The following is a 22,407-nucleotide window of genomic DNA, read 5'->3' as shown; positions in this document are numbered from 1 at the left end:
AATCACCGACGCCCGCCGGAGCGCCTGACGGGCCGGGAGTCGCTCAGATCTGGTATGACGCGAACGGCTCGGCGACCTCGACGTCCCCGGGCCAGACCCCGGCGGCCTGCTTGCGACATACCTCGGGGTCGTTCCAGGCCGGGATGTGGGTGAGCATCAGCCGCTGCACGCCACCGGCGGCGACGGCGGCCTCGGCCGCGCGACGGCCGGACAGATGGATGCCCTCGGCGTCGTCGCGGTCGTCGCAGAACGCGGCGTCGGTCAACGCCAGGTCCGCGCCGGTCAGCAATGGGCCGAGCGCCGGGGTGCTGTCGGTGTCACCGGTGTAGGCCAGCACCGTGCCGTCTGCCTCGACGCGCAGCCCGTAGGCCTCGACCGGGTGGTTGACCCGCACGGCGGTGACCGTGAACGGGCCCACGGTGAACGCCCCGCGGTCGGTGAGATCGCGGAAGTCGTACTCGGGCTCCAGCAGCGCGGGGTCGTTCGCCTCGTCGTCGGTGACACCGGCGGCGCGGGCCACGCGCAACCCGGTCCCCTTGGGCCCCCAGACGGGGACGGTGACCGACTGTGGCTGCGTGGGGTGATAGCGCAGCACCACGTGCAGCCCGGACAGGTCGGCGCAGTGGTCCGGGTGCAGGTGCGACAGCACGATCGCGTCGATCGACAGCGGGTCGATGAAACGCTGCAGGGTGCCGAGCGCGCCATTGCCCAGATCGAGCAGCAGGTTCCAGGTGCGACCGTCGCGCTCGGCCTGCACCAGGTAGCAGGAGGCGGGCGAATCCGGGCCGGCGTACGAGCCGGCGCAGCCCACGACGGTCAGCTTCATGAGACTTCCTCTACTTTCACACCGCGACGGAAGTTGCCGGTGAAAACGTGATCGAACTCTGGACCGAGCCCGAGGAATCGCCTTGCCAACCGGCGGAACTCGTCCGGATCGCCGGTGGTGGTGAACGAGTGTCCGGGCGCACCGGCGGTGTCCGGCCGCAACAGGCCGGTGTCGGCGAGCACCCGGTAGAGATCCTTGGCGGTCTCCTCGGCCGAGGACACCAACGTCACCCCGTCGCCCATCACGTAGGAGATCACCCCGGTCAGCAGCGGGTAGTGGGTGCAGCCGAGCACCAGGGTGTCGACGTCGTCCTGCTTCAACGGCTCCAGGTAGGAGCGTGCGCACTCCAGCAGCTCCGGCCCGCCGGTGACGCCCGCCTCGACGAACTCCACGAACCGCGGGCACGGGACGCTCCTGACATAGAGGTCCGGTGCGGCCGCGAACGCGTCCGGGTAGGCGCGCGACTGATGCGTGCCCCGGGTCGAGATCACCCCGACCCTGCCGTGGGTGGTGGCGCGCACCGCGCGGCGCACGGCCGGGCGGATCACCTCGACGAGCGGCACGTCATACCGCTCCCGCGCGTCGTGCAGCACCGCGGCCGAGGCGGTGTTGCAGGCGATCACCAGGGCCTTGACGCCGTGGTCGACCAACCGGTCGAGGCAGTCGAGCGCGAGCGCCCGCACCTCGCCGATCGGACGCGGCCCGTAGGGCGCGTGCGCGGTGTCACCGAGGTAGGCGATGGATTCGTGTGGCAGCTGATCGAGCACGGCGCGGGCGACGGTCAGTCCGCCGTACCCGCTGTCGAAGATGCCGATCGGCGCCTCGGCGGCACAGGCCGCTGCGGGCACGGGTCCACCCGGCGATGACGGTCGGGTCGGCGGAGCAGGCACGAATTCCAGCCTAAGGTCTCGCACGAGTCGCTTCGACCGGATGCAGCGTCGGACGCGTCACACCGCGGGTGCGGCGTCCCCGTTGCCGGCGGCGTCATCCGCTTCGTCGTGAGGTTCGTGCCGCACGAACGGATTGTCCAGGACACCGATGTCGGCGATCTCCACCGAGACCCGCTGCCCCGGCTGCACCGGGCCGACCCCTTCGGGAGTCCCCGTGAGAATGACGTCGCCGGGCAGCAGGGTGAACGCCTTGGAGGCGTAGGAGACCAAAGACGCGACGTCGAAGATCATGTCGGCGGTCGTGCCGTCCTGCACGGCCACGCCGTCCAGCCGGGTGACCACCCGCTGCCGGGTCGGGTCGAGGTCGGTCTCGATCCACGGCCCGAGCGGGCAGAAGGTGTCGAAGCCCTTGGCCCGCGCCCATTGCTTGTCGGTCTGCTGCAGGTCACGGGCGGTGACGTCGTTGGCGCAGGTGTAGCCGAAGATCACCGACCGTGCCTCGTCCGGCTCGATGTCCTTGCACATCCGGCCGATGACGACCGCCAGCTCGCCCTCGTAGTCCACCCGCTGCGACTGCGGGGGCATCACCACGGGGTCGCCCGGGCCGACGACGGCGGTGTTGGGCACCAGGAACATCAGCGGCTGCTCGGGCACGTCGTGGCCGAGTTCGGCCGCGTGCTCGGCGTAGTTGCGGCCGATGCCGATCACCTTCGAGCGCGGGATGACCGGCGACAGCAGGCGCACCTCGTCGACGGTCGTGGTGACGCCGGTTAGCTGGATCTTGGTGTAGAGGGGGTCCCCGGAGATCTCGGCGATCTTCTCGCCGGCACCGTCGACCAGTCCGAAGGTCGGGTCCTCACCAGTGGTGTATCTCGCGATGCGCACCGGCCCAGCCTACGGGGGCGCCGGACGTCAGTCGCGCCGACGTCGCGTGCGGGCGAAGGCGCCACCGGCCACCGCCGCTGCGCCGACCGCCGCGACACCGGCACCGATCAGCACCGCGTCGTTGCTGGCGCCCGTCCCGCCGTCGGTGATGATCGGCGGACCGGTGGTTGTCGACGTGACCGTGCCGGTCGTCGCCGTGCCGGTCGTCGTGGACTGTGGTGGCGAAGTCGGGCTGGACGGCGACGTCGCAGGAGAGGTCGGAGTCGTCGGAGGCGCCGCGGGGATCGCGGCGATGACGGACGTGGCCATCGCGGCGTAGCCGGCGTCGTTGGCGTGGATGTTCTGCTGGGAGCACATCCAGGTCCACTCACAGATCCGCGCGACGTTGAGCGGCAGCTCGCCATACGGCTTGACCTCCACCAGGTCGGTGAAGTCGGTGCTGGAGAAGGTGGTCGCCACGTCGGCCCTCGGCGCTCCGACGGCCTTGCCCGCGGCGTCGATGATGCCGTTCAGCTGCTCCTGCAACGTCACCGACGCCTTGGCCAGGGTCTGCCCGTCGTTTCCGAGCAGCCATGCCGCGAGGAACGGGTTGTAGTAGTTGGCCACCACGATCCGGGCGTGCGGTGCGGCGGCACGCAGCTTGGCCATGATGTTCGGCAGATTCTTCGTGATGTCCTGCATGCCCTGCGTGACGCATTTCAGGTCGATGCCGGTCTGGGTCGCACAGGTCTGCACGTCGTTGGCGCCGATGTCGAGTGTCACCAGGCTGATGTGCGGGTGGGCCTTGAGGAAGGCGACGGCTGCGTCGACCTGATTGCCTTCGGGGTAGCGGCATCTGCCGCCGTTCAGCATGGTGATCGTGGTCTCACCGGAGCACGCGAGATTCTCCAGTTGCACGCCGGGCTCGGTCTGCTTCAGGTGTGCCAGCACCCCTCCGACATACCCGCCGGTCTTGTCGTCGCCCGCGCCGGGCTGATAACCGGCCGCCAGGGAGTCGCCGAGCGCGAGGTACCACGGCGGGGTGGTCGTCGCTGCGGCACGGACGGCGGTGGCGGGGCGTGCGGTGGCATCTGCTGCCGCGATCGGCAGCAAGGCGCCCGCGGCGGCCACCGCGACGGCTGCGGCGACGGAGAACTGGCGGCGCATGTGTGGCTCCTCGGACCCGGTGACTGAGCAGGCTCACTCTAGTCAGCCGAGCGGCCCGGGGCCGCCGACTTCGCCGAAGATAGGATCGGCCGAATGTCCACCTGCCTGTCGTATGCCGCCTGGGCGCCGCTCGCGGCGGCGCACGAACGCCGGGCGGACGAGTTGACCGCCGGTCATCGGCAACGTCGCCGAGGCGGTCGGGTGCACCCGGTCGAGGACTTCCTCTTCACCTATTACTCCCACCGTCCGAGCCGGTTGCGGCGCTGGCACCCCGGTGTCGGAGTCGGACTGCACGACGCACCGGACCATGCCGGCGCCGGCTTCTACCGCGAGGTCGACGGCGTCACCTCCCTGGACGCGTCCCTCTTTGTCGCCAAGCGCGGAGCGACGCTGCGGTTCGTGCGCTCGTTGCTGGCCGCCACCGCCGGCCGGCCGGCCACGCTCGGCTGCTTCGGGCTGCACGAGTGGGCGATGGTCTACCGGTCCGGCGACATACGGCACGAGGACTGGCCGCTGCGGCTGGGCAACGCGGGCACCGACGAGGTCGTCGAGCGCCATACGGTGCGGTGCTCGCACTACGACGCGTTCCGGTTCTTCACCGACGAGGCCCGGCCGCACAACACCCTGCAACCCACCCGCGAACAACAGCTCGCGCTGGAGCAGCCGGGTTGCCTGCACGTCGGCATGGATCTCTACAAGTGGGCGTACAAGCTGTCACCGGCCGTGCCGGGCGATCTGGTGCTCGACTGTTTCGAACTGGCTCGTGACATCCGGACCCTGGACATGCAGGCCTCGCCATACGACCTGTCCGAGCTGGGCTATCGGCCCGTGCCGATCGAGACACCGGAGGGCAAAGCCGAATATGTCCGTCGGCAAAGGGAATTCGCCGACCGCGGACAGCGCCTGCGGACCCGTCTGCACACGGTGTGCGAGCAGGTGGAGGACGCGGCGGCGCTCACCGGCGCGGGTCGACCCCCCGCTTGAGCAGCCCGTAGGTGAAGGAGTCGACCAGGGCGACCCAGCTGGCGTGCACGATGTTGGGGGCGACACCGAGGGTCTGCCAGCTGCCCTGCTCGTCGCTGGTCTCGATCAGCACCCGGGTGGTCGCGTCGGTGCCGTGCGAGGCGTCCAGGATGCGCACCCGGAAGTCGATCAGCTCGAACGCCGCCAGCTCGGGATAGGCATCGGCGAGCGCCTCGCGCAGCGCGTGGTCGAGGGCGTTGACCGGACCGTTGCCCTCACCGGTGGCCACGACGCGGCGACCGGCCGCGTGCAACTTGACGGTGGCCTCCGACAGGGACGGCCCGTTCGCGCTCGAGGAGTCCATGATCACGCGCCACGACTCGGTGTCGAAGTAGCGGAGCGGCTCGCCGGTGACCTCCTGGCGCAACAACAGCTCGAACGACGCGTCCGCGGCGTCGAAGGTCCATCCCTGTTGCTCCAGCTCCTTGACCCGCTTGACGGTGCGGGCGGCCAGGTCCGGGTCGTGCGTGAGGTCGTAGCCGAGCTCCTTGGCCTTGAGCTCGATGCTGGCGCGGCCGGCCATGTCCGAGACCAGCGTGCGCATGGAGTTGCCGACCAGCGCCGGGTCGGTGTGCTGGTAGAGGTCGGGGTCCACTTTGAGCGCGGAGGCGTGCAGGCCGGCCTTGTGTGCGAACGCGCTGGCGCCGACATACGGCTGGCGACCGTAGGGCACGACGTTGGTGACCTCGCTGATGGCGTGGCTGAGGTGTAGTGCGCGGCGCAGCCGGTCCGGTGCGACGACCTCACGGTCCAGCTTCAACTGCAGGTTGCTGACCACCGTCACCAGATCGGCGTTGCCGGTGCGTTCGCCATACCCGTTGATGGTGCCCTGCACGTGGTCGGCGCCGGCCGCGACGGCGGCCAGTGAGTTGGCCACGGCGCACCCGGTGTCGTTGTGACAGTGGATGCCCAGCCGGGCCTGGGTGCCGGCCAGCACCTCGCCCACGACGTCGGTCACCTGTGGCGGGAGCATGCCGCCGTTGGTGTCACACAGGGCGATGACCTGCGCACCGGCGGTTGCCGCGGTGCGGACGACCTCCAGGGCGTATGCCGGGTCCGTGCGGTAGCCGTCGAAGAAGTGCTCGGCGTCCAGGAAGACCGAACGCCCTTCCCGGGTCAGGAAACTGACGGTGTCCTCGATCATCGCGAGGTTCTCCTGCGGCGTGGTGCGCAATGCCTCCCGGACGTGCCGGGAGTGTGACTTGGCGACCAGGGTGATGACGTCGGTGTGCGCGTCCAGCAGGGCGCGGACTTGCGGGTCGTCCGCGGCGACCGTGTGGGCGCGGCGGGTCGAGCCGAACGCGGCCAAGGTGGCGTTCTGCAGCTGCAGCTCGGTGCGGGCCCGGGCGAAGAACTCGGTGTCCTTGGGGTTGGCGCCGGGCCACCCACCCTCGATGAAACCCACGCCCAGTTCGTCCAGGTAGGCGGCGATCGCGAGCTTGTCGGTCACCGACAGGTTCAGGCCCTCCTGCTGCGCGCCGTCGCGCAGGGTGGTGTCGTAGACGTGGAACTCGCTACGGGGCCCCCGCGAAGTATTCGGCGGAGCGAAGCGGGGGAGAAACTTCGCGGGGTGTTCGTTCATGCGGTGCGCCTTTCGAGGCGGTGCTGTGCAGCGGGTCGTCGGTGTTCCGGTGGCCACGCCGGGCCGGTCCTTCGCTCGCGCCGTCCGTGATGGGGCCGGACACGAAAAAACCTCCCGGGGTAACGGGAGGTTGCGCGTCGGACCGGGTCCGACGCGCTAGCTGATAATGACCGATGCGGGGGTAACCGCGGTCACTCGAAGTGCCACGTGCACAGCTTGCCACCGATCGTCCGAGGCATGACACCGGCGTCTCGTCATACGGGATGGCGTTGAGGGGGCGGCGGCGCGGCGTGCCGGGCGCGCGTACCGAACCCGACCCTGGGGAGACTTCGGTACAGGAGACCGGCCGGATCCGTGCCGAACCCGACCCTGGGGAGACTTCGGTACAGGAGACCGGCCGGATCCGTGCCGAACCCGACCCTGGGGAGACTTCGGTACAGGCCACGGCGGCATACCCGGACCCTTCCCGACCCTGGGGAGACTTCGGTACAGGAGACCGGCCGGATCCGTGCCGAACCCGACCCTGGGGAGACTTCGGTACAAGAAACGGGCCAGATCCGTACCGAACCCCACCCTGGGGAGACTTCGGTACGGCGCTGGGACCCGGCACAGCGCTGCGCCGCTCGACCGGCCGTCGAAAAGGCTGTCCTTACAGCGTTTCCAGCACTTGGGCCACGCCGTCGTCGGCGTTGCTCTGGCACACCTCGTCCGCGGCGGCGAGCACCTCCGGGTGCCCGTTGGCCATCGCGTATGACGTGCCGGCCCAGCGCAACATCGGCAGGTCGTTCGGCATGTCCCCGAACGCCCACACCTGTGTCGCGTCGATCCCGAGCTCGTCGCACCAGCGCTGCAGACCGCTGGCCTTGGTGACACCCGGGGCCGAGATCTCGGCCGGCCCGCCGTAGTGCGACTGGACGACGACGGCCCGGTCCCCCAGCACGTCGGCGACGGCCTCGACGAAGCGTTCGTCGTCCAGCGCCTCGCGCCGGGCGAGCAGCTTGCCGACGACCGCGTCGGGTGCAAGCTCTTCGAGCGGGGCACGCACCGTACCGTCCGGGAACCACTCGTTGCCCTCGCCGGGCGTCCACTCGACGTCCAGCCCGGGATAGTCGGGCTCGACCTGTACTCCTGTCGCCAGTTCCGCCAGGAAACCGACACCCGGGACGTGTTCGCGCAACAGCGCGGCGATCTGACGCACCTGTTCGTGCTCGATCGCATGGGCCTGGCGGACGGCCCGGCCCGGCACGTCATACACGAACGCGCCGTTGGCGCAGATCGCGACGCCGTGCTCTCCGACGACGGCTTCGAGCGCGTGCAGCCACCGAGGTGGCCGGGCCGTCACCACGACCGACGCAATGCCCAGCTCAGGCAGACGCGACCACGCCGCAGCAGTTCGAGGCGATACGGTCGCATCCGGGCGCAGCAGGGTGCCGTCGAGGTCGCTGGCGACCAGGCGGGGGCGCGTCACGGGGCAGTGCGAACGGCGTTGCGGCTCAGGCCAGTCGGGTGAGCCAGCCGTGAGTGTCCTCGACACGGCCGTACTGGATGTCCAGCAGGGTCGAGCGGATCTTGCCGGCGACCTCGTCGACGTGACCCTCGCGCCGGTGGTCGCAGGAGCCGCCGTCCCAGCGCAGGTCGCCGACGGGCGTCACGACCGCGGCGGTGCCGCAGGCGAACACCTCGGCGAGTTCGCCGGCGGCTGCGGCGTCCTTCCACTCCTGGATCGGGATGCGGCGCTCCTCCGGCGACAGGCCGAGGTCCTTGGCCAGCTCGAGGATCGAGCTGCGGGTGACGCCTTCGAGGATCGTGCCGGTGAGTTCCGGCGTGACGATGCGTCCGTCCTTGTAGACGAGGAAGAGGTTCATGCCGCCCAGCTCTTCGATGTAGGTGTGCGTCGAGGAGTCCAGGAAGACCGCCTGGTCACAGCCGGCGGCGATGCCTTCCAGCTGTCCGGCGAGCGAGGACGCATAGTTGCCGCCGCACTTGGCACCGCCGGTGCCGCCCTCGCCCGCGCGCGCGTAGTCGGTGGAGATCCACAGGTTGACCGGCTTGACGCCGTCGCCACCGAAGTAGGCGCCGGCGGGCGAGGCGATCACCGAATAGGTGACCTTCCGGGCGGGACGCACACCGAGGAACGCCTCGGACGCGAACATGAACGGTCGCAGGTAGAGCGAGGCCTCGCCGCCGTCGCCGGCCTCGGGCACCCACGCCTTGTCGACCGCGACGAGCTCCTTCAGTGACTGGACGAAGTCTTCCTCGGGCAGCACCGGGAGCGCCAACCGTGTTGCACTGCGGGCGAATCGAGCGGCGTTCGCCTCCGGGCGGAAGGTCCACACCGAGCCGTCGGCGTGCCGGTAGGCCTTCATGCCCTCGAAGATCTCCTGCGCGTAGTGCAGGACGGCCGCTGCCGGGTCCAACTGGAACGGGCCGTATGCCGCGACGCTCGCGTCGTGCCAACCGCTCTCGGCGTCCCACTCGATGCGGACCATGTGGTCGGTGAAGTAGTTGCCGAAGCCCGGGTCGGCCAGGACCTTGGCACGGTCTGCTTCGCTCGCGCGGTCGGTCCGCTCGGTGACCGTGAACTCCAGTCCCATGACTTCCTCCGGGTGACTTTCAGTTTGGTTGGACTTCCAAGCAATAGCGTAGGCCCACGCCACCGGCCGCGCAGCGGCGGGCGGTGACGTGGGCCACATGCCGACGAGGCAGCTTCCCGCTCGACCGATCCGTCGGCCCGTCCGGGCAGGTTTCCCGTGCACAATCGGCAACGGTCGCCGGAACATCACGCACGCCGGCGAGTTCGCCGTGCACAACCGGCAACGGTCGCCGAAAGTGGACGGGTCGGCGCACTTCCGGCGTGCACAACCGGCAACGGTCGCCGAAAGTGGACGGGTCGGCGCACTTCCGGCGTGCACAACCGGCAACGGTCGCCGAAAGTGGACAGGTCGGCCGAGGCGGGCCGCCTCCTACCGACTGGCGTCAGAGCCGCGCCGCGATGGCGTCGCCGACCTCACTGGTGGAGCGCTGTGCGGTGCCGCGCGCTGCCAGGTCCGCCGTGACGGCATCCTGCACCCGTTGCGCGGCCGCGTCGTGGCCGAGGTGGGCCAGCAGCAGACCGACGGACAGGATCGCCGCGGTCGGGTCGGCGATCCCCTTGCCCGCGATGTCCGGCGCAGAACCGTGCACCGGCTCGAACATGCTCGGGGCGGTGCGGTCCGGGTTGATGTTGCCGGACGCGGCGAGCCCGATGCCGCCGGTCACCGCGGCGGCGAGGTCGGTGATGATATCGCCGAAGAGGTTGTCGGTGACGATCACGTCGAACCGGCCGGGATCGGTCGTCAGGTAGATGGTGGCCGCGTCCACGTGCGCGTAATCGGTGGTCACGTCGGGGAACTCCGCACCGACCTCCTCGACGGTCCGGCGCCACAGGTGGCCGGCGTGGGTCAGCACGTTGTGCTTGTGGACCAGCGTGAGCTTCTTGCGGTCACGCGCCTGGGCGCGCGCGAAGGCGTCACGCACCGCACGCTCGGCACCGAACCGCGTGTTGACGCTGACCTCGGTCGCCAGTTCGTGCGGTGTGCCGACGCGCAGCGCACCGCCGTTGCCGGTGTAGGGGCCCTCGGTGCCTTCGCGCACCACGACGAAGTCGATGCCCTCGGGTGCCACCTTCTGCACGTCCAGCGGCGAGGACGTGCCCGGGAAGAGCTTGGCAGGTCGCAGATTGATGTAGTGGTCCAACTCGAAACGCAGTCGGAGCAACAGGTTCCGCTCCAGCACCCCACTCGGCACGGACGGGTCGCCGATGGCACCCAGCAGGATCGCGTCGTGGCCGCGCAACTCGGCCAGCACGCCGTCCGGCAGCGTCTCGCCGGTGGCGTGCCACCGCTGGGCGCCCAGGTCGTACTCGGTGCGATCGACCTTGGTCTCGGACACCGCGTCGAGCACCTTGAGCCCTTCGGCGACGACTTCCGGCCCGATGCCGTCGCCACCGATGACGGCGAGATTGATGGTCTGCGTGGGAGCTGGCGTCATACCGCCAGCGTAAGTGGACGTCTCGTTATTCGATATTCGAATCTTGTATGTCGGACACCACGCTCGGTCGCGGACACACCAGGGCCCCGGCTGGATCGCAGCCGGGGCCCTTTTCAGGAGAAACGCATCGAGCGCTGAACACGATGCGTGCGCGGATGGGTCGACCCCGACCGATCCACACGACTGTGGCGGTCGTCAGTCCCTCAGGTCCATGGACTCTTGCAGGGCGCGACGGGCTTCCAGCTGTTCTTCGGTCATGATGCGGTCCTTTACGAGAATGCGTGGTCCCGGTGTTCCCCCGTATGGAACCGGGCCAGGCGGAAATCAAAAGGTGGGCGAGTGGTCAGCGCAGCGCGGGTTCTCCGCGGCGAGACGCTGACCTAGAACTCGCCGCGGCAGCCGATGAGGATGAAGAGGCTCCGCGTCATACCGCCAAAGCTACGCTGCGCTGTCCGCCCACCGATACCCATATCTCAACATGTGGATGGCTGCGATCGACCCACGGACGGTCCGCGACGCCGACTAGGCTCGCGGGGGTGAGTGTCCGGTTGGTCGTGCTGCCCGAGATCTGTTTCGACGGTGCCCCGGTCACCAGCGTCGCGATCGGCCGCCTCCTCTGCGCCCTCAGCTGCGACCCGCGGGTGGGCGTCAGCAGCGCCCGGCTGATCGACGATCTGTGGCCGCGGCAGCGTCCGGAACACCCCCACAAGGCGCTGCAGGTCCTGGTCTCCCGGGCGCGGTCCACCCTCGGCCACGCAGCGATCGCCAACACGCGGGCCGGCTACCGGCTCTCCCTCGCCGAGGACGAGATTGACGCGACCGCGGTCCGGCTGCGGGCCACCGCGGCCCGCCGCGCCGCGCGGGACGGCGACCCGGCCACCGCACTGGAACACGCCGACGCAGGCCTGGCCCTGTGGCCCGGGGCCGCGACCGCCGGCGAGGACCTCGTCGCCACGGACGACCCGGTCCATCGCGTGCGGCAGGAGACACTGCCGTTGGTCGCCGTCCTGCACCGCGAGCGGGGTCTCGCGCTGGCGTCGCTCGGCCGCCACGGGGAGGCCCTGGACGAACTCGAGGCATGCGCTGACGAGGCGGCCGACGACGAGACCGTGCTCGCCGCGCTGTTGCGCGCGGCCGCGGCCAGTGGTGCGCGGGCCGCTGCGCTGGATCGCTACGAACGGCACCGCCGCCGGCTGCGCGACACGCTCGGCACCGATCCCGGGCCGGCCCTGCAGGCCGTGCACCGTGAACTGCTGGACAGCGACCGTCCGCAGCTGCGCACCGGTGTCGAGCACGAGCCCAATCCGCTGCTGGGCCGCGACCAGGATGTCGCCGCCGTGACGGCACTGACCACCACCTCGCGGGTGACCTCGGTGCTCGGGCCCGGCGGGCTGGGCAAGACGCGGCTGGCGCACGCGGTATGCCGCCGAGCGCTGCAGCGTTCGGTGCAGTTCGTCGGCCTGGCCGGTGTCACCGATCCCGCGGACGTCGCGGCCGAGGTGGCCTCGGCGCTCGGTGTCACGGGCGCCAGCACTCGGGCCGGACGCACCACCGAGGGACCCACCGACCTGACCACGGCCATCGCCCGCAGCCTGGCCGGCGGTTCGGCCCTGCTGGTCCTGGACAACTGCGAGCACGTGCTCGACGGCGCGGTCGAACTCGTCCGCGCCTTGGTGGCCCTGCTGCCCGACCTGCGGATCCTGACCACCACCCGGGCGCCGCTCGGCTTGTCCTCTGAGACGGTCTATCCGCTCGCGGAGCTGACCCCGGACACCGCCGTCCAGCTCTTCGGCCAGCGCGCGCGCTCGGTGCGCCCTGACATCGAGCTGCCCGATGCCGTCGTCCGGCGCCTGTGCGCCCGCCTCGACGGGCTGCCGTTGGCCTTGGAACTGGCGGCTGCCCGCACCAACGTGCTGTCGGTGGAACAGATCGAGCAACGCCTCGGTGACCGGTTCGCGCTGCTCAACCGCGGCGCCCGCGACGCCCCGGACCGCCACCGGACGCTGCAAGCGGTCATCGACTGGAGTTGGCAGTTGCTCGGCGCGCCCGAGCAGCAGGCACTCGCGACCCTCTCGACATTCGCCGACGGCTTCGACCTGGATGCCGCCTCGGCGGTGCTCGCCGCCATACCGAACGGCGGCGATGACCTCGGCGTCGATGACCTCGGCGCCGATGACCTGGGCCCCGACGGCGCGGATGCCGACCCGGTGACGATCGTCGAGCACCTCGTCGACCAGTCGCTGCTGCGACGGGCCGACCGTGACGGGCGGCCGCGGTTCCGGATGCTGGAGACGGTGCGGGAGTTCGGCACCGAGCAGCTGGCACGCACCGGACGCACCGACAGCGCCGCCCGAGCCGTCACCGCCTGGGCGGCGGAGGCCGGCCGGGTGCACGGACCGCTGCTGTTCGGCCGGGACCCGGATGCCGCGCTGCGTTCCCTGCTCGCCGAGGAGGACAACCTCACCGCTGCGCTGCGCACCGCCGTGGACGCCGAGGACGAGCCGGCGGTGGCCGCACTCTTCGGCGCGCTGGGTGCACTCTGGTCGGTCCAGTCACGCCACGAACTGGTCTTAGGACCGGCAGCGGAGGCGATCCGGGTGTTGAGCCACTACCGCCCGGGATCGGCGGACCTGGAGATCACCCGCCAGGCCCTGGTGCTGGGTGCGGTCAACCTCAACATCGTGGGCAGCCCGGGCGGCCTGCGCGCCCTCGTGCTGTTGCGGCGCCTGCCGCCGTCCACCGATCCCGGCATCGTCGAAGCCCTCGGCCGGCTGATGACGGACGCCGGCGGCCGCTCCCCCGTCGGCGGCAGCGTGCTGGACGCCGAACACGCCCTCGAACTCGCCGACTCGGCGGACCCCATGCTGCGCGTCACGGCGATGCTGCTCGCCTCGCACATCCTGGAGAACGACGGGCGTGGCGAGGAGGCACTGCAGCTCGCGCGGCGGGCACTGGGGGAACCTGCCATGACACAGAGCCTCTGGGGCAGCCTGGTCAACCAGTCGCGTGTTGCCGAACTCGCAGCGGCCGCAGGCGAATACGTCGAGGCGGAGGCCAGCGCCGAACGCCTCCTGCCGCTGCTGGAACGCTTCGGGGCCCAGGGCGATGTCAGCTCCATGCGCGGGATCCTCGCGATGCTGCGCCTGCACCGCGGCGATCTCGCCGGCGCCTCCGCGCAACTGCAGTCCGCCGGTCTGGAAGCCGCGGACGACTCCTTCGGCGAGGGCACCACCGGTCTCACCATCCGCGCCGAACTGGATCTGGCGAACGGCCAGGTCGACTCCGGACTGCGCCGCTACCGCGCCGCGGTGGAGCACGCCGAGAAGCGTTCGCACCTGGCGCCGTTCGTGGGCCAGGAGACCACGACACCGTGGGTCACCGTGGCCCGGGCCGGCAGTCTCATCCGGCACGCGGTGCACGACCGGCTCGACGACGTGCCGGACCTTGCGACGAAACTGATCACGTCCCTGCGCGAGATTCCCGAGAACGCACAGCCCGCGTCACTGGTGATCCGGGTGGACCTGCCGGTCTGCGGTTGCGCGGTGCTCGGGTTGAGCTATGCCCTGGCCGCTCGCGCGACCACCGCCGACGCGCGCGCTCACGCGGCACGGGGTGTCGCCCTGTCCGACGCTCTCGCGGTGTCGCGCACCTCTCCGGCCATGTCGCGCGAGCGGGCCACCGCGCTCGCCATACAGACCGATGCGCCGGCATACACCTCCGGTCGGGAGCTGTATGCCGGCGCCGGACGCGACGCGTTGCTCACGCGGATGCGCGAGTGGCTGGCCGGCCTGCCTCAGAGCTGACGGCGATACTCCCGGACCGCGAGCGGCACGAAGATCGCGACCACGGCAGCGCAGGCGAGCAACGCCCAGCCCACCTCACCGTCGACCGTGCCGTCGTTGGCCAGGGAACGCAACGCGGACACGATGTGCGACACCGGGTTGACCTGGACGAATCCCTGCAGCCAGCCCGGCAGCGTCGACGTCGGCACGTAGGCGTTGGACAGGAAGGTCAACGGGAAGAGCACCATCATCGAGATGCCCTGCAGCCCTTGCGCCGATTTCATGATGGTGCCGAGGAAGGTGAACACCCAGGACAGTGACCAGGCGGCGACGATCACCAACAGGCCGGCGGCCAGCACGCCGAGGACACCGCCACCGGGCCGGTAGCCCATCGCCAGCCCGACAAGGACGGTCAAGGTGGTGGCGATGGTGTAGCGGAGGGTGTCGGCGAGCGCCGGTCCGGCCAGCGGCGCGACCCGGGACATCGGCAGCGACTTGAAGCGGTCGAAGACGCCCTTCTCCATGTCCTCCCGCAACGTCACGCCGGTCGCCATACAGGTCGTCAGGGCGGTCTGCACCAGGATCCCCGGGATCAGCAGCGGCAGATACTTCGAGACGCCGCCTGCCACCGCGCCACCGAAGATGTAGCCGAACATCGGTGTGAACAGCAGAGGTTGGAGCGTCACGTCGAAGAACTGCTCGGGGTTGCGCCGCATCTTGCGCAGCGCGCGGCCGGCCATCAGCAGGATCTGCCGCAGCGTCTCCCCCGTGCTGACGTGTGCGTGCAGCTCCGGCAGCGAGGCCTCGTGGGCGGTCAGCATGGTCATCGGGTGGCCTCCATGCGGTCGAGCTGCGGGGCAGCCGTGTCGGTGCCGATCCCGGTGTCGTCCGGGCGGTCGTCGCCGGCGCTGCCGATGCCGCTGTCGTCGGTGGCCGGCGCACCGGTCAGGGCCAGGAACACCTCGTCCAGAGTGGGCTCCTCCACCGTGACCTTCTGCACGCTGATGCCGTCGTGCCGCAGGGCGACCAGTGCTTCGGCCGCGTCGTCGGCACGCTCCATCGGCACCGTGAGCCGCGCGGCCTCCGGCGTCCGGCTCGTCGGCCGGCCGAGCACCGTGGCGACCGCGCGACCGGCGCGGTCCATGTCGTCCGGGTCCGCCAGCCGCACCGCCAGGGTCGACCGGCCCACCGACGCCTTGAGCTCCCCCGAGGTGCCCTCCGCGACCTTGCGGCCCTTGTCGATCACGGCGATGCGGTCGGCGAGCTGATCGGCCTCATCGAGGTACTGCGTCGTCAGCAGGATCGTCGACCCCTGCCGCACCAGATCGCGAATGGTGTCCCACATCTGCCCGCGGGTGCGCGGGTCCAGTCCGGTGGTCGGTTCGTCCAGGAAGATCAACGGCGGGGAGGAGATGAGGCTGGCCGCCAGGTCGAGCCGCCGACGCATCCCACCGGAGAACTTCTCCAGCAGGCGGTCGCCGGCGTCGGTGAGCGCGAACCGGTCCAGCAGGTGCCCGGCAGTACGCCGCGCCATACCGCTGCGCTGTCCGTGGATGCGCGCGAAGAGAACGAGATTTTCTCTGGCAGTGAGCTTCTCGTCGACCGACGCATACTGGCCGGTGAGGCCGATGAGCTGGCGCACCTTGTGCGGCTCGTCGTGCACGTCGACGCCGAAGATGCGCGCCGAACCGGCATCGATCCGCAGCAGCGTCGCCAGCATGCTGAGGGTGGTGGTCTTACCGGCTCCGTTGGGACCGAGGACGCCATACACCTCGCCGGGCCGGACGTGCAGGTCGATGCCGTCGACGGCGCGCAGTGTGCCGAACCTCTTCACCAGCCCGGTCGCGTCCACGGCGAGAGTGGTCGTGGTTTCGTTCATGACGCCACCGTGGGCGGCGCCGGCTTCGCGCCGGTTTCAGCGCGGTTTCAGCGGCGTACGGCGCACGCCCGCCGTTCGAGACGCGGGCGACAGCGCACCTCCACCGGGCCGAACGACAAGCCGACCTGCGCGGCGACGACGAGCAATGCAACGGGCGGTGGTCGACGAACTGGTTCGTCGACCACCGCCCGTTGCCTTGCGAGGAGTCGAAGCAGAGACTCAGCGGGCCGCGCTGCCCTCGACGTAGTCGGTGTCGGTGTCGCTGTCCTTCAGCCAGCTCATCAGGCCACGCAGCTTCTTGCCGGTGGTCTCGATCGGGTGCTGGGCGGCCTTCTCCCGGAACGCCTTGAACTCCGGTGCGCCGGCGTCCTGGTCGTCGATGAACCGCTTGGCGAAGGACCCGTCCTGGATGTCGGCCAGCACGGCCTTCATGTTCTCCTTCACGTGCGGGTCGATGACGCGTGGGCCGGAGACGTAGTCACCGAACTCGGCGGTGTCGGAGATCGACCAACGCTGCTTGGCGATGCCGCCCTCGATCATCAGGTCGACGATCAGCTTGAGTTCGTGCAGGCACTCGAAGTAGGCGACTTCGGGCTGGTAGCCGGCCTCGGTGAGCACCTCGAAGCCGTACTGCACCAGTTGCGACGCGCCACCGCACAGGACCGACTGCTCGCCGAACAGGTCGGTTTCGGTCTCTTCGGTGAAGGTCGTCCTGATGCCACCGGCGCGCAGGCCGCCGATGCCCTTGGCGTAGGACTTCGCCAGGTCCCAGGCAGTGCCCGAGGCGTCCTGTTCCACCGCGACGACCACCGGGACGCCACGACCGTCGACGTATTCGCGGCGCACGATGTGCCCGGGACCCTTGGGTGCGACCATCAGCACGTCGGCGTCCGCCTGCGGCTTGATGTAGTCGTAGCGGATGTTGAAGCCGTGGCCGAAGACGAGTGCGGCGCCGGCGTTGAGGTTGGGCTCGATCTCCTCGGCATACAGGGTGCGCTGCACCTGATCGGGCGCGAGGATGACGACGACGTCCGCCTCCTTGACGGCGTCGGCGACGGGCAGCACACGCAGGCCTTCGTTCTCGGCCTTCTGCGTGGACTTGGAACCGTCGCGCAGGCCGATCCGGACGTCGACCCCGGAGTCACGCAGGTTGAGCGCGTGAGCGTGACCCTGGCTGCCGTAGCCGATGACGGCGACCTTCCGGCCCTGGATCACCGACAGATCGGCGTCGTCGTCGTAGTACATCTCGGCCACTGGAATCTCCTAATGTTGAATTCAATTGCTACAGAAAGTATTTCGAGGACTGTATGGCGCGTTGCTCGAGCTGGCGTCAAGCGCTGCGGCGGCCGCGGTCGGTGATGGACTTGCCGCCCCGGCCGACACCGACCAGTCCGGACTGGACGATCTCGCGCACGCCGTAGGGGTCGAGCACCTCGAGCAACGCATCCAGTTTGCCGGGGGTGCCGGTCGCCTCGATGACCACCGCGTCGAGACCGACGTCGACCACGTTGCAACGGAACATCTGGGTGATCTGCACGATCTCGGCACGCGTGGCCGCGTCGCAGCGGACCTTGATCAGCACGAGTTCACGCTGCACCGACCCGGTCTGCTCCAGTTCGACGACCTTGAGCACCTCGATGAGCTTGTTGAGCTGCTTGGTCACCTGCTCCAGGGCGGTCTCGTCGACGTCGACGACGATGGTCATCCGGGAGACCTCGTCGTTCTCGGTCGGTCCCACCGCGAGTGAGTCGATGTTGAAGCCGCGCCGGGAGATCAGCCCGGAGATGCGCGCGAGCACACCGGGCTTGTCCTCCACCAGCACCGACAAGGTATGACGCGCCATCAGCGGCTCCCCTCTGCGTCGTCGTCGCGGTCCCACACGGGCGTCATCGCCCGTGCCGTGGTGACCAGGTCGTTGCTGACGCCGGCCGGGACCATCGGCCACACCATTGCATCGCGCTCGACCACGAAGTCGATCACGACCGGAACATCGTTGATCTCCAACGCTTTTGCGATGGTTGCGTCGACGTCCTCGGTCTTGTCGCAGCGCAGTCCGACGCAACCGTAGGACTCGGCCAGTTTGACGAAATCGGGGATGCGCGATCCGACGGCGGTGTGCAGGTCGGTGTTGGAGTAGCGCTCGTTGTAGAACAGCGTCTGCCACTGCCGCACCATGCCGAGACTGGAGTTGTTGATGATCGCGACCTTGATCGGGATCTTGTTGATCATGCAGGTGGCCAGCTCCTGATTGGTCATCTGGAAGCAGCCGTCTCCGTCGATCGCCCAGACGACCCGGTCGGGTTCGCCGACCTTGGCACCCATCGCGGCCGGCACCGAGTAGCCCATGGTGCCCAGGCCGCCGGAGTTGAGCCACGCGTTCGGGCGTTCGTACTGCACGAACTGCGCGGCCCACATCTGGTGCTGGCCGACGCCTGCGGCATACACGGCGTCGGGCCCGGTGAGCGCGCCGATCCGCTCGATGACGTATTGCGGCGGGATCGCCGTCGCATTCTCGGCGGGGCTGTAGCCCAGGGGGTAGGTGTCCGCCCAGCCGCGGGTGCGCTGTTGCCAGGCGGTGAAGTCGCCGGCGCGACCGGACTCGTGGTCGGCACGCAGGGCGGTGATCAGGTCGGTGATGACGGCTTTGGCGTCGCCGACGATCGGGACGTCGGCGACGCGGTTCTTGGAGATCTCGGCCGGGTCGATGTCGGCGTGGATCACCTTGGCACCGGGGGCGAACGACGGCAGGTGTCCGGTCACCCGGTCGTCGAAGCGGGTGCCGATGGCGATCAGCAGATCGGCCTTCTGCAGTGCCGTCACGGCCGCGACCGATCCGTGCATGCCGGGCATGCCCAGGTGCAGCGGGTGGCTGTCGGGCACGACGCCTCGAGCCATCAGCGTGGTGACCAGCGGGATGCCTGCCAGGTCGACGAGCTCGCGCAGCTCGTCCGCGGCCTCGGCGCGGACGATGCCGCCGCCGAGGTAGAAGACCGGGCGCTTGGCGTCGCGGATGAGCTTGGCGGCGGCGCGGATCTGCTTGTGGTGCGGTCGCGTCACCGGGCGATAGCCGGGCAGACCGATGTCGGCGGGCCACTCGAAGACGGTCTTGCCGACGAGCGCGTCCTTGGTGATGTCGACCAGCACCGGACCGGGACGTCCGGTGGAGGCGATGTGGAACGCCTCCTTGACCGCACCGGCGATCTCGGCGGGGTCGGTCACCAGGTAGCTGTGTTTGGTGATCGGCATGGTGATGCCGCGGATGTCCGCCTCCTGGAAGGCGTCGGTCCCGATCGTCCTGGAGCTGACCTGGCCGGTGATCGCGACCATCGGCACCGAATCCATGTAGGCGTCGGCGATGGCAGTGACCAGGTTGGTTGCGCCGGGGCCGCTGGTCGCCATACAGACGCCGACGCGGCCGGTCGCCGAGGCATAGCCCTCGGCCGCGTGGCCGGCACCCTGCTCGTGACGGACCAGGATGTGGCGCACCTTGGTGGAGTCCAGCAGCGGGTCGTATGCCGGCAGGATCGCCCCGCCCGGCAACCCGAAGACGACCTCGACGCCGGCCGCCTCGAGCGCGAGCACGAGACTCTGCGCACCGGTCACATCCTGGGGCGCAGCCGGTTGCTTGACCGTCGGCGCAATGTCTGCCGGGGTGGGCGTATGCGTTGTCACCTTGTCGTCCTTAACTGTCGGAAAGCACCCTCGCGCATAAAAAAACCCTCATCCCGGAGTCCGGGCAGTGAGGGTCAGCGCGCGAGCCGAATGAATCAGCTTGCGCGCCTTGGAAGTACGAGAATTCGTGCCACCGCTCCAGTGTCGTGCGACCGCCACGGAGCGTCAATATTCTGAGATTGCAGTCTCAAAGTGCGGACAGTGACGTAGGACACGCTGAACTGAGCGAGCCGGGAGGACGCCGACGTCATGGTGTCGGGATCGCGGGAACGACGATTCCCGGCCGGCGAGCCCGCGAGCTCAGCCGGGAGGACGCTGACGTCATGGTGTCGTGACGCAGGTACGACGATGCCGGCTGGGCGAGCCCGCGAGCTCAGCCGGAGGAGGAGCACCTGGCCAAGGAGTCAGAGCACCGCTTGGAGGAATTTCTTGGTGCGCTCGTGCTGCGGGTCGGAGAACATCGCGTCGGGCGTGGCCTCCTCGATGATGTGGCCGGAGTCGAACATCATCACGCGATGTGACACGTCACGGGCGAACTGCATCTCGTGAGTCACCAGCAGCATGGTGATGTCCGTGGTGTTGGCAACGTCCCGCAGTACGCCCAGCACGTCCCCGACGAGTTCCGGGTCGAGCGCCGAGGTGACCTCGTCCAGCAGCAGGATCTCCGGCTCCATCGCGAGCGCACGCGCGATCGCGACCCGCTGCTGCTGACCGCCGGACAGGCGCGTCGGGTGCTCGTCGGCCTTGTCACCGAGGCCGACCTGCTCGAGCAGCCCCTTGGCCTTCGCCCGCGCCTCGTCCTTGGACTGACCGAGCACATGGATCGGCGCCTCGGTGATGTTCTCGATCACCGACATGTTCGGGAACAGGTTGAACTGCTGGAAGACCATGCCGATCCGCTTGCGGATGGCGGAGACTTCCTTGGGCTTCATCGCGACGCGCTTGCCGGCGTCGTTCTTCCGGTGCGTGAGTGGGTCGCCGTCGACGTAGATGTAGCCGCCGGACAACTCCTCCAGTGTCATCAGCAGGCGCAGGATCGTGGTCTTGCCCGATCCGCTCGGGCCGATGAGGGTCACCCGTTCGCCCTTGGCGACCTGGAAGTTGAGTTCGTTGAGCACGACGTTCTTGCCGAACCGCTTCTCGACGTCGTCGAACGCCACCCTCGGGGTGCCCGCACCGCTGCCGGCGGGACGGGCCTGCGGACGGCGGTCCGCCTCCTTGGACAGGTCCGGTGCGCCCGGACCGTCGGTCATCTCAGTAGGCAAGCTTCTTCTCCAATCGGCGCATGAGTATGGCGGTCGGGTAGCTCGCCACCAGGAAGATCAGACCGGCGATGGTGAACGCCTCCAGATAGCTGAAGTGCGCCCCGCCGACCCGTTTGGCCTCGGACACCATCTCCGGCACGCTGATCGCGAGCAGGTACGGGGTGTCCTTGAACATCGCGATCGCCCAGTTGCCCAACGACGGCAAGGTGGCGCGCAGCGCCTGTGGGATCACCACCGCGCGCCAGGTGCGGCGCTGTGGCAGGGACAGCGCGGTCGCCGCCTCCCACTGCCCCTTGGGCAGGGACTCGATGCCCGCCCGGTAGGACTCGGCCATGTAGGTCGAGTAGTGCACCGAGAAGACCGCGATCCCGATCATGATCAGTCGGTGTCGGAGTTGATCCGGTCCGCTGGTGTGGGCGAGCCAGCCCCACGGTGTCACGATCCCGTAGGTGACGATCAGCAACTGCAGCGGCAGCGGCGTCATACGTATGACGCCCAGCACCCAGCCGAGCAACGCGCTCACGGGTCGCGGCAACTCGCGCAGTGCCACCGCCCACACGAGCCCGAGGATGGCCGACAGGATCGACGCGGCCACGGTGACGACCAGCGTCACTTGCAGGAATGCCTTGAGTAGGTCGGGGAACGCTTCGTGCGCAATGCTCCAGTCCCACGTCACAGATGACTGCATCAGGCCACCGCCTCCGCCGTCGCGCGGGTGGTCTTGGTGCGGGATGGCCGGATGCCCAGTCTGCGCTGCGCGCGGGCTTCCAGTCCGCGCAGGGCTGCAGAGAAGGCGAGCGCCACGAAGTAGTAGATGACGAAGGCGATCCCGTAGACGGTCCACATGTCGGCGCCACCCTTGCGCAACTCGTCACTGACGTACGTCAGGTCGTAGAGCCCGATGAAGTAGGCGATCGCGGTGCCTTTGACCAGCATGACCATCAGGTTGTTCAGCCCCGGCAGCATCAGCGCCCATGCTTGCGGCCAGATCACCCGTCGCACCTTCAGGATCCAGGGCATCGACAAGGCCGTGGTCGTCTCCCATTGACCCGGCGGCACGGCGTTCATCGACCCGCGCACGACTTCGGAACCGTAGGCGCCGTAGTTGAGCCCGAGGGCGAAGATCCCGAAGAGCAGCAGATGGGAGCCCCAGCCGAAGATCTGCGGGGTGACGTAGGCGAAGAAGAACAGTTGCACGACCAGGGACGTGCCGCGGAAGAACTCCACGATGACCCGGGAGACGCCGCGCAGCACGGCAGATCGGGACAGGGAGGCCAGCCCCAGCAGCACCGCGACGATGAACGCCACGATGCCGCCGAAGACCGACAACTCCAACGTGATGCGCAGACCACTCAGCAGATCCGACCAGTTGTTCTGCAACGTGTCGACGACACCCGTGGGTGCGATCGACGAGAACTCAGACACGAT

The 22,407-nt window shown here is 69.2% G+C and carries 18 protein-coding genes; 2 read left to right on the top strand and 16 right to left on the bottom strand.

Translation table 11 applies throughout. From position 1 onward, the window contains the following. Positions 1–43 precede the first annotated feature (43 nt). From ACYVBN_RS02915 to ACYVBN_RS02900, 4 genes are all read right to left on the bottom strand, one after another. Positions 44–826 (bottom strand): MBL fold metallo-hydrolase, encoded by a 783-nt coding sequence (locus tag ACYVBN_RS02915; RefSeq protein WP_460599211.1) that lies wholly within the window; start codon positions 824–826, stop codon positions 44–46. Next, entirely contained in the window at positions 823–1,674 is an 852-nt protein-coding gene (gene murI / locus ACYVBN_RS02910) for a glutamate racemase (protein WP_460599210.1), read from the bottom strand. The genes ACYVBN_RS02915 and murI overlap by 4 nt, the downstream gene beginning before the upstream one ends. Positions 1,675–1,773: 99 nt before the next feature. Further along, positions 1,774–2,601 (bottom strand): fumarylacetoacetate hydrolase family protein, encoded by an 828-nt coding sequence (locus tag ACYVBN_RS02905; RefSeq protein ID WP_460599209.1) that lies wholly within the window; start codon positions 2,599–2,601, stop codon positions 1,774–1,776. A gap of 27 nt (positions 2,602–2,628) precedes the next feature. After that, positions 2,629–3,747, bottom strand: coding sequence for an SGNH/GDSL hydrolase family protein (locus tag ACYVBN_RS02900; protein ID WP_460599208.1), 1,119 nt, complete (start codon positions 3,745–3,747; stop codon positions 2,629–2,631). A 93-nt stretch (positions 3,748–3,840) separates the two neighbouring features. On the opposite strand from ACYVBN_RS02900, the gene ACYVBN_RS02895 reads away from it, so the two are divergent. Next, on the top strand, positions 3,841–4,731 hold the full coding sequence (locus ACYVBN_RS02895; RefSeq protein WP_460599207.1) for a 3-methyladenine DNA glycosylase: 891 nt from the start codon (positions 3,841–3,843) through the stop codon (positions 4,729–4,731). Here ACYVBN_RS02895 and cimA read toward each other — a convergent pair. From cimA to ACYVBN_RS02875, 4 genes are all read right to left on the bottom strand, one after another. Next, on the bottom strand, positions 4,703–6,352 hold the full coding sequence (cimA, locus tag ACYVBN_RS02890) for a (R)-citramalate synthase (RefSeq protein WP_460599206.1): 1,650 nt from the start codon (positions 6,350–6,352) through the stop codon (positions 4,703–4,705). The genes ACYVBN_RS02895 and cimA overlap by 29 nt on opposite strands. A gap of 649 nt (positions 6,353–7,001) precedes the next feature. Next, on the bottom strand, positions 7,002–7,820 hold the full coding sequence (locus ACYVBN_RS02885) for an HAD family hydrolase (protein ID WP_440281333.1): 819 nt from the start codon (positions 7,818–7,820) through the stop codon (positions 7,002–7,004). Between the two features lie 25 nt (positions 7,821–7,845). Next, the gene (locus tag ACYVBN_RS02880) at positions 7,846–8,946 is read right to left on the bottom strand and encodes a branched-chain amino acid transaminase (RefSeq protein WP_460599205.1); all 1,101 of its coding nucleotides are present in this window, start codon (positions 8,944–8,946) and stop codon (positions 7,846–7,848) included. A gap of 382 nt (positions 8,947–9,328) precedes the next feature. Beyond that, entirely contained in the window at positions 9,329–10,381 is a 1,053-nt protein-coding gene (locus ACYVBN_RS02875) for a 3-isopropylmalate dehydrogenase (RefSeq protein ID WP_460599204.1), read from the bottom strand. A gap of 536 nt (positions 10,382–10,917) precedes the next feature. Between ACYVBN_RS02875 and ACYVBN_RS02870 the strand changes: the two genes are divergently transcribed. After that, the gene (locus ACYVBN_RS02870; RefSeq protein WP_460599203.1) at positions 10,918–14,184 is read left to right on the top strand and encodes an ATP-binding protein; all 3,267 of its coding nucleotides are present in this window, start codon (positions 10,918–10,920) and stop codon (positions 14,182–14,184) included. Here the strand turns inward: ACYVBN_RS02870 and ACYVBN_RS02865 are convergent. The 8 genes from ACYVBN_RS02865 to ACYVBN_RS02830 form a co-directional block, all read right to left on the bottom strand. Beyond that, the gene (locus tag ACYVBN_RS02865) at positions 14,175–14,990 is read right to left on the bottom strand and encodes an ABC transporter permease (protein ID WP_460599202.1); all 816 of its coding nucleotides are present in this window, start codon (positions 14,988–14,990) and stop codon (positions 14,175–14,177) included. The genes ACYVBN_RS02870 and ACYVBN_RS02865 overlap by 10 nt on opposite strands. Continuing rightward, a complete protein-coding gene (locus tag ACYVBN_RS02860; RefSeq protein ID WP_460599201.1) occupies positions 14,987–16,042 on the bottom strand; it encodes a DrrA family ABC transporter ATP-binding protein in 1,056 nt (351 codons plus the stop codon). The genes ACYVBN_RS02865 and ACYVBN_RS02860 overlap by 4 nt, the downstream gene beginning before the upstream one ends. A 219-nt stretch (positions 16,043–16,261) precedes the next feature. Continuing rightward, entirely contained in the window at positions 16,262–17,296 is a 1,035-nt protein-coding gene (gene ilvC, locus ACYVBN_RS02855) for a ketol-acid reductoisomerase (RefSeq protein WP_440283775.1), read from the bottom strand. Between the two features lie 76 nt (positions 17,297–17,372). After that, on the bottom strand, positions 17,373–17,885 hold the full coding sequence (ilvN, locus tag ACYVBN_RS02850) for an acetolactate synthase small subunit (RefSeq protein WP_440283774.1): 513 nt from the start codon (positions 17,883–17,885) through the stop codon (positions 17,373–17,375). Continuing rightward, complete coding sequence (locus tag ACYVBN_RS02845) at positions 17,885–19,714, bottom strand: acetolactate synthase large subunit (RefSeq protein WP_460599200.1); 1,830 nt, start codon at positions 19,712–19,714, stop codon at positions 17,885–17,887. The genes ilvN and ACYVBN_RS02845 overlap by 1 nt, the downstream gene beginning before the upstream one ends. A 404-nt stretch (positions 19,715–20,118) precedes the next feature. Continuing rightward, positions 20,119–20,967, bottom strand: a complete 849-nt coding sequence (gene ehuA / locus ACYVBN_RS02840) for an amino acid ABC transporter ATP-binding protein (protein ID WP_460599199.1) — start codon at positions 20,965–20,967, stop codon at positions 20,119–20,121. Position 20,968: 1 nt separating this feature from the next. Next, a complete protein-coding gene (locus ACYVBN_RS02835; protein ID WP_440283771.1) occupies positions 20,969–21,667 on the bottom strand; it encodes an amino acid ABC transporter permease in 699 nt (232 codons plus the stop codon). Then, on the bottom strand, positions 21,667–22,404 hold the full coding sequence (locus tag ACYVBN_RS02830) for an amino acid ABC transporter permease (RefSeq protein ID WP_440283770.1): 738 nt from the start codon (positions 22,402–22,404) through the stop codon (positions 21,667–21,669). Before ACYVBN_RS02830 ends, ACYVBN_RS02835 begins: the two co-directional genes overlap by 1 nt. Positions 22,405–22,407 lie beyond the last annotated feature (3 nt).

The organism is Flexivirga lutea, from assembly GCF_054778955.1.
Note: the sequence above shows the minus strand (reverse complement) of the source record. Positions and strands in the feature narration are given on the sequence as shown.

What these genes read in the sequence shown, in the direction of transcription:
- cimA (WP_460599206.1), bottom strand. Translation starts at nt 6,352, where the DNA reads ATGAACGAACACCCCGCGAAGTTTCTCCCCCGCTTCGCTCCGCCGAAT.
- ehuA (WP_460599199.1), bottom strand. Translation starts at nt 20,967, where the DNA reads ATGACCGACGGTCCGGGCGCACCGGACCTGTCCAAGGAGGCGGACCGC.
- ACYVBN_RS02860 (WP_460599201.1), bottom strand. Translation starts at nt 16,042, where the DNA reads ATGAACGAAACCACGACCACTCTCGCCGTGGACGCGACCGGGCTGGTG.
- ACYVBN_RS02865 (WP_460599202.1), bottom strand. Translation starts at nt 14,990, where the DNA reads ATGACCATGCTGACCGCCCACGAGGCCTCGCTGCCGGAGCTGCACGCA.
- ACYVBN_RS02880 (WP_460599205.1), bottom strand. Translation starts at nt 8,946, where the DNA reads ATGGGACTGGAGTTCACGGTCACCGAGCGGACCGACCGCGCGAGCGAA.
- ACYVBN_RS02895 (WP_460599207.1), top strand. Translation starts at nt 3,841, where the DNA reads ATGTCCACCTGCCTGTCGTATGCCGCCTGGGCGCCGCTCGCGGCGGCG.
- ilvN (WP_440283774.1), bottom strand. Translation starts at nt 17,885, where the DNA reads ATGGCGCGTCATACCTTGTCGGTGCTGGTGGAGGACAAGCCCGGTGTG.
- ACYVBN_RS02900 (WP_460599208.1), bottom strand. Translation starts at nt 3,747, where the DNA reads ATGCGCCGCCAGTTCTCCGTCGCCGCAGCCGTCGCGGTGGCCGCCGCG.
- ACYVBN_RS02915 (WP_460599211.1), bottom strand. Translation starts at nt 826, where the DNA reads ATGAAGCTGACCGTCGTGGGCTGCGCCGGCTCGTACGCCGGCCCGGAT.
- ACYVBN_RS02875 (WP_460599204.1), bottom strand. Translation starts at nt 10,381, where the DNA reads ATGACGCCAGCTCCCACGCAGACCATCAATCTCGCCGTCATCGGTGGC.
- ACYVBN_RS02835 (WP_440283771.1), bottom strand. Translation starts at nt 21,667, where the DNA reads ATGCAGTCATCTGTGACGTGGGACTGGAGCATTGCGCACGAAGCGTTC.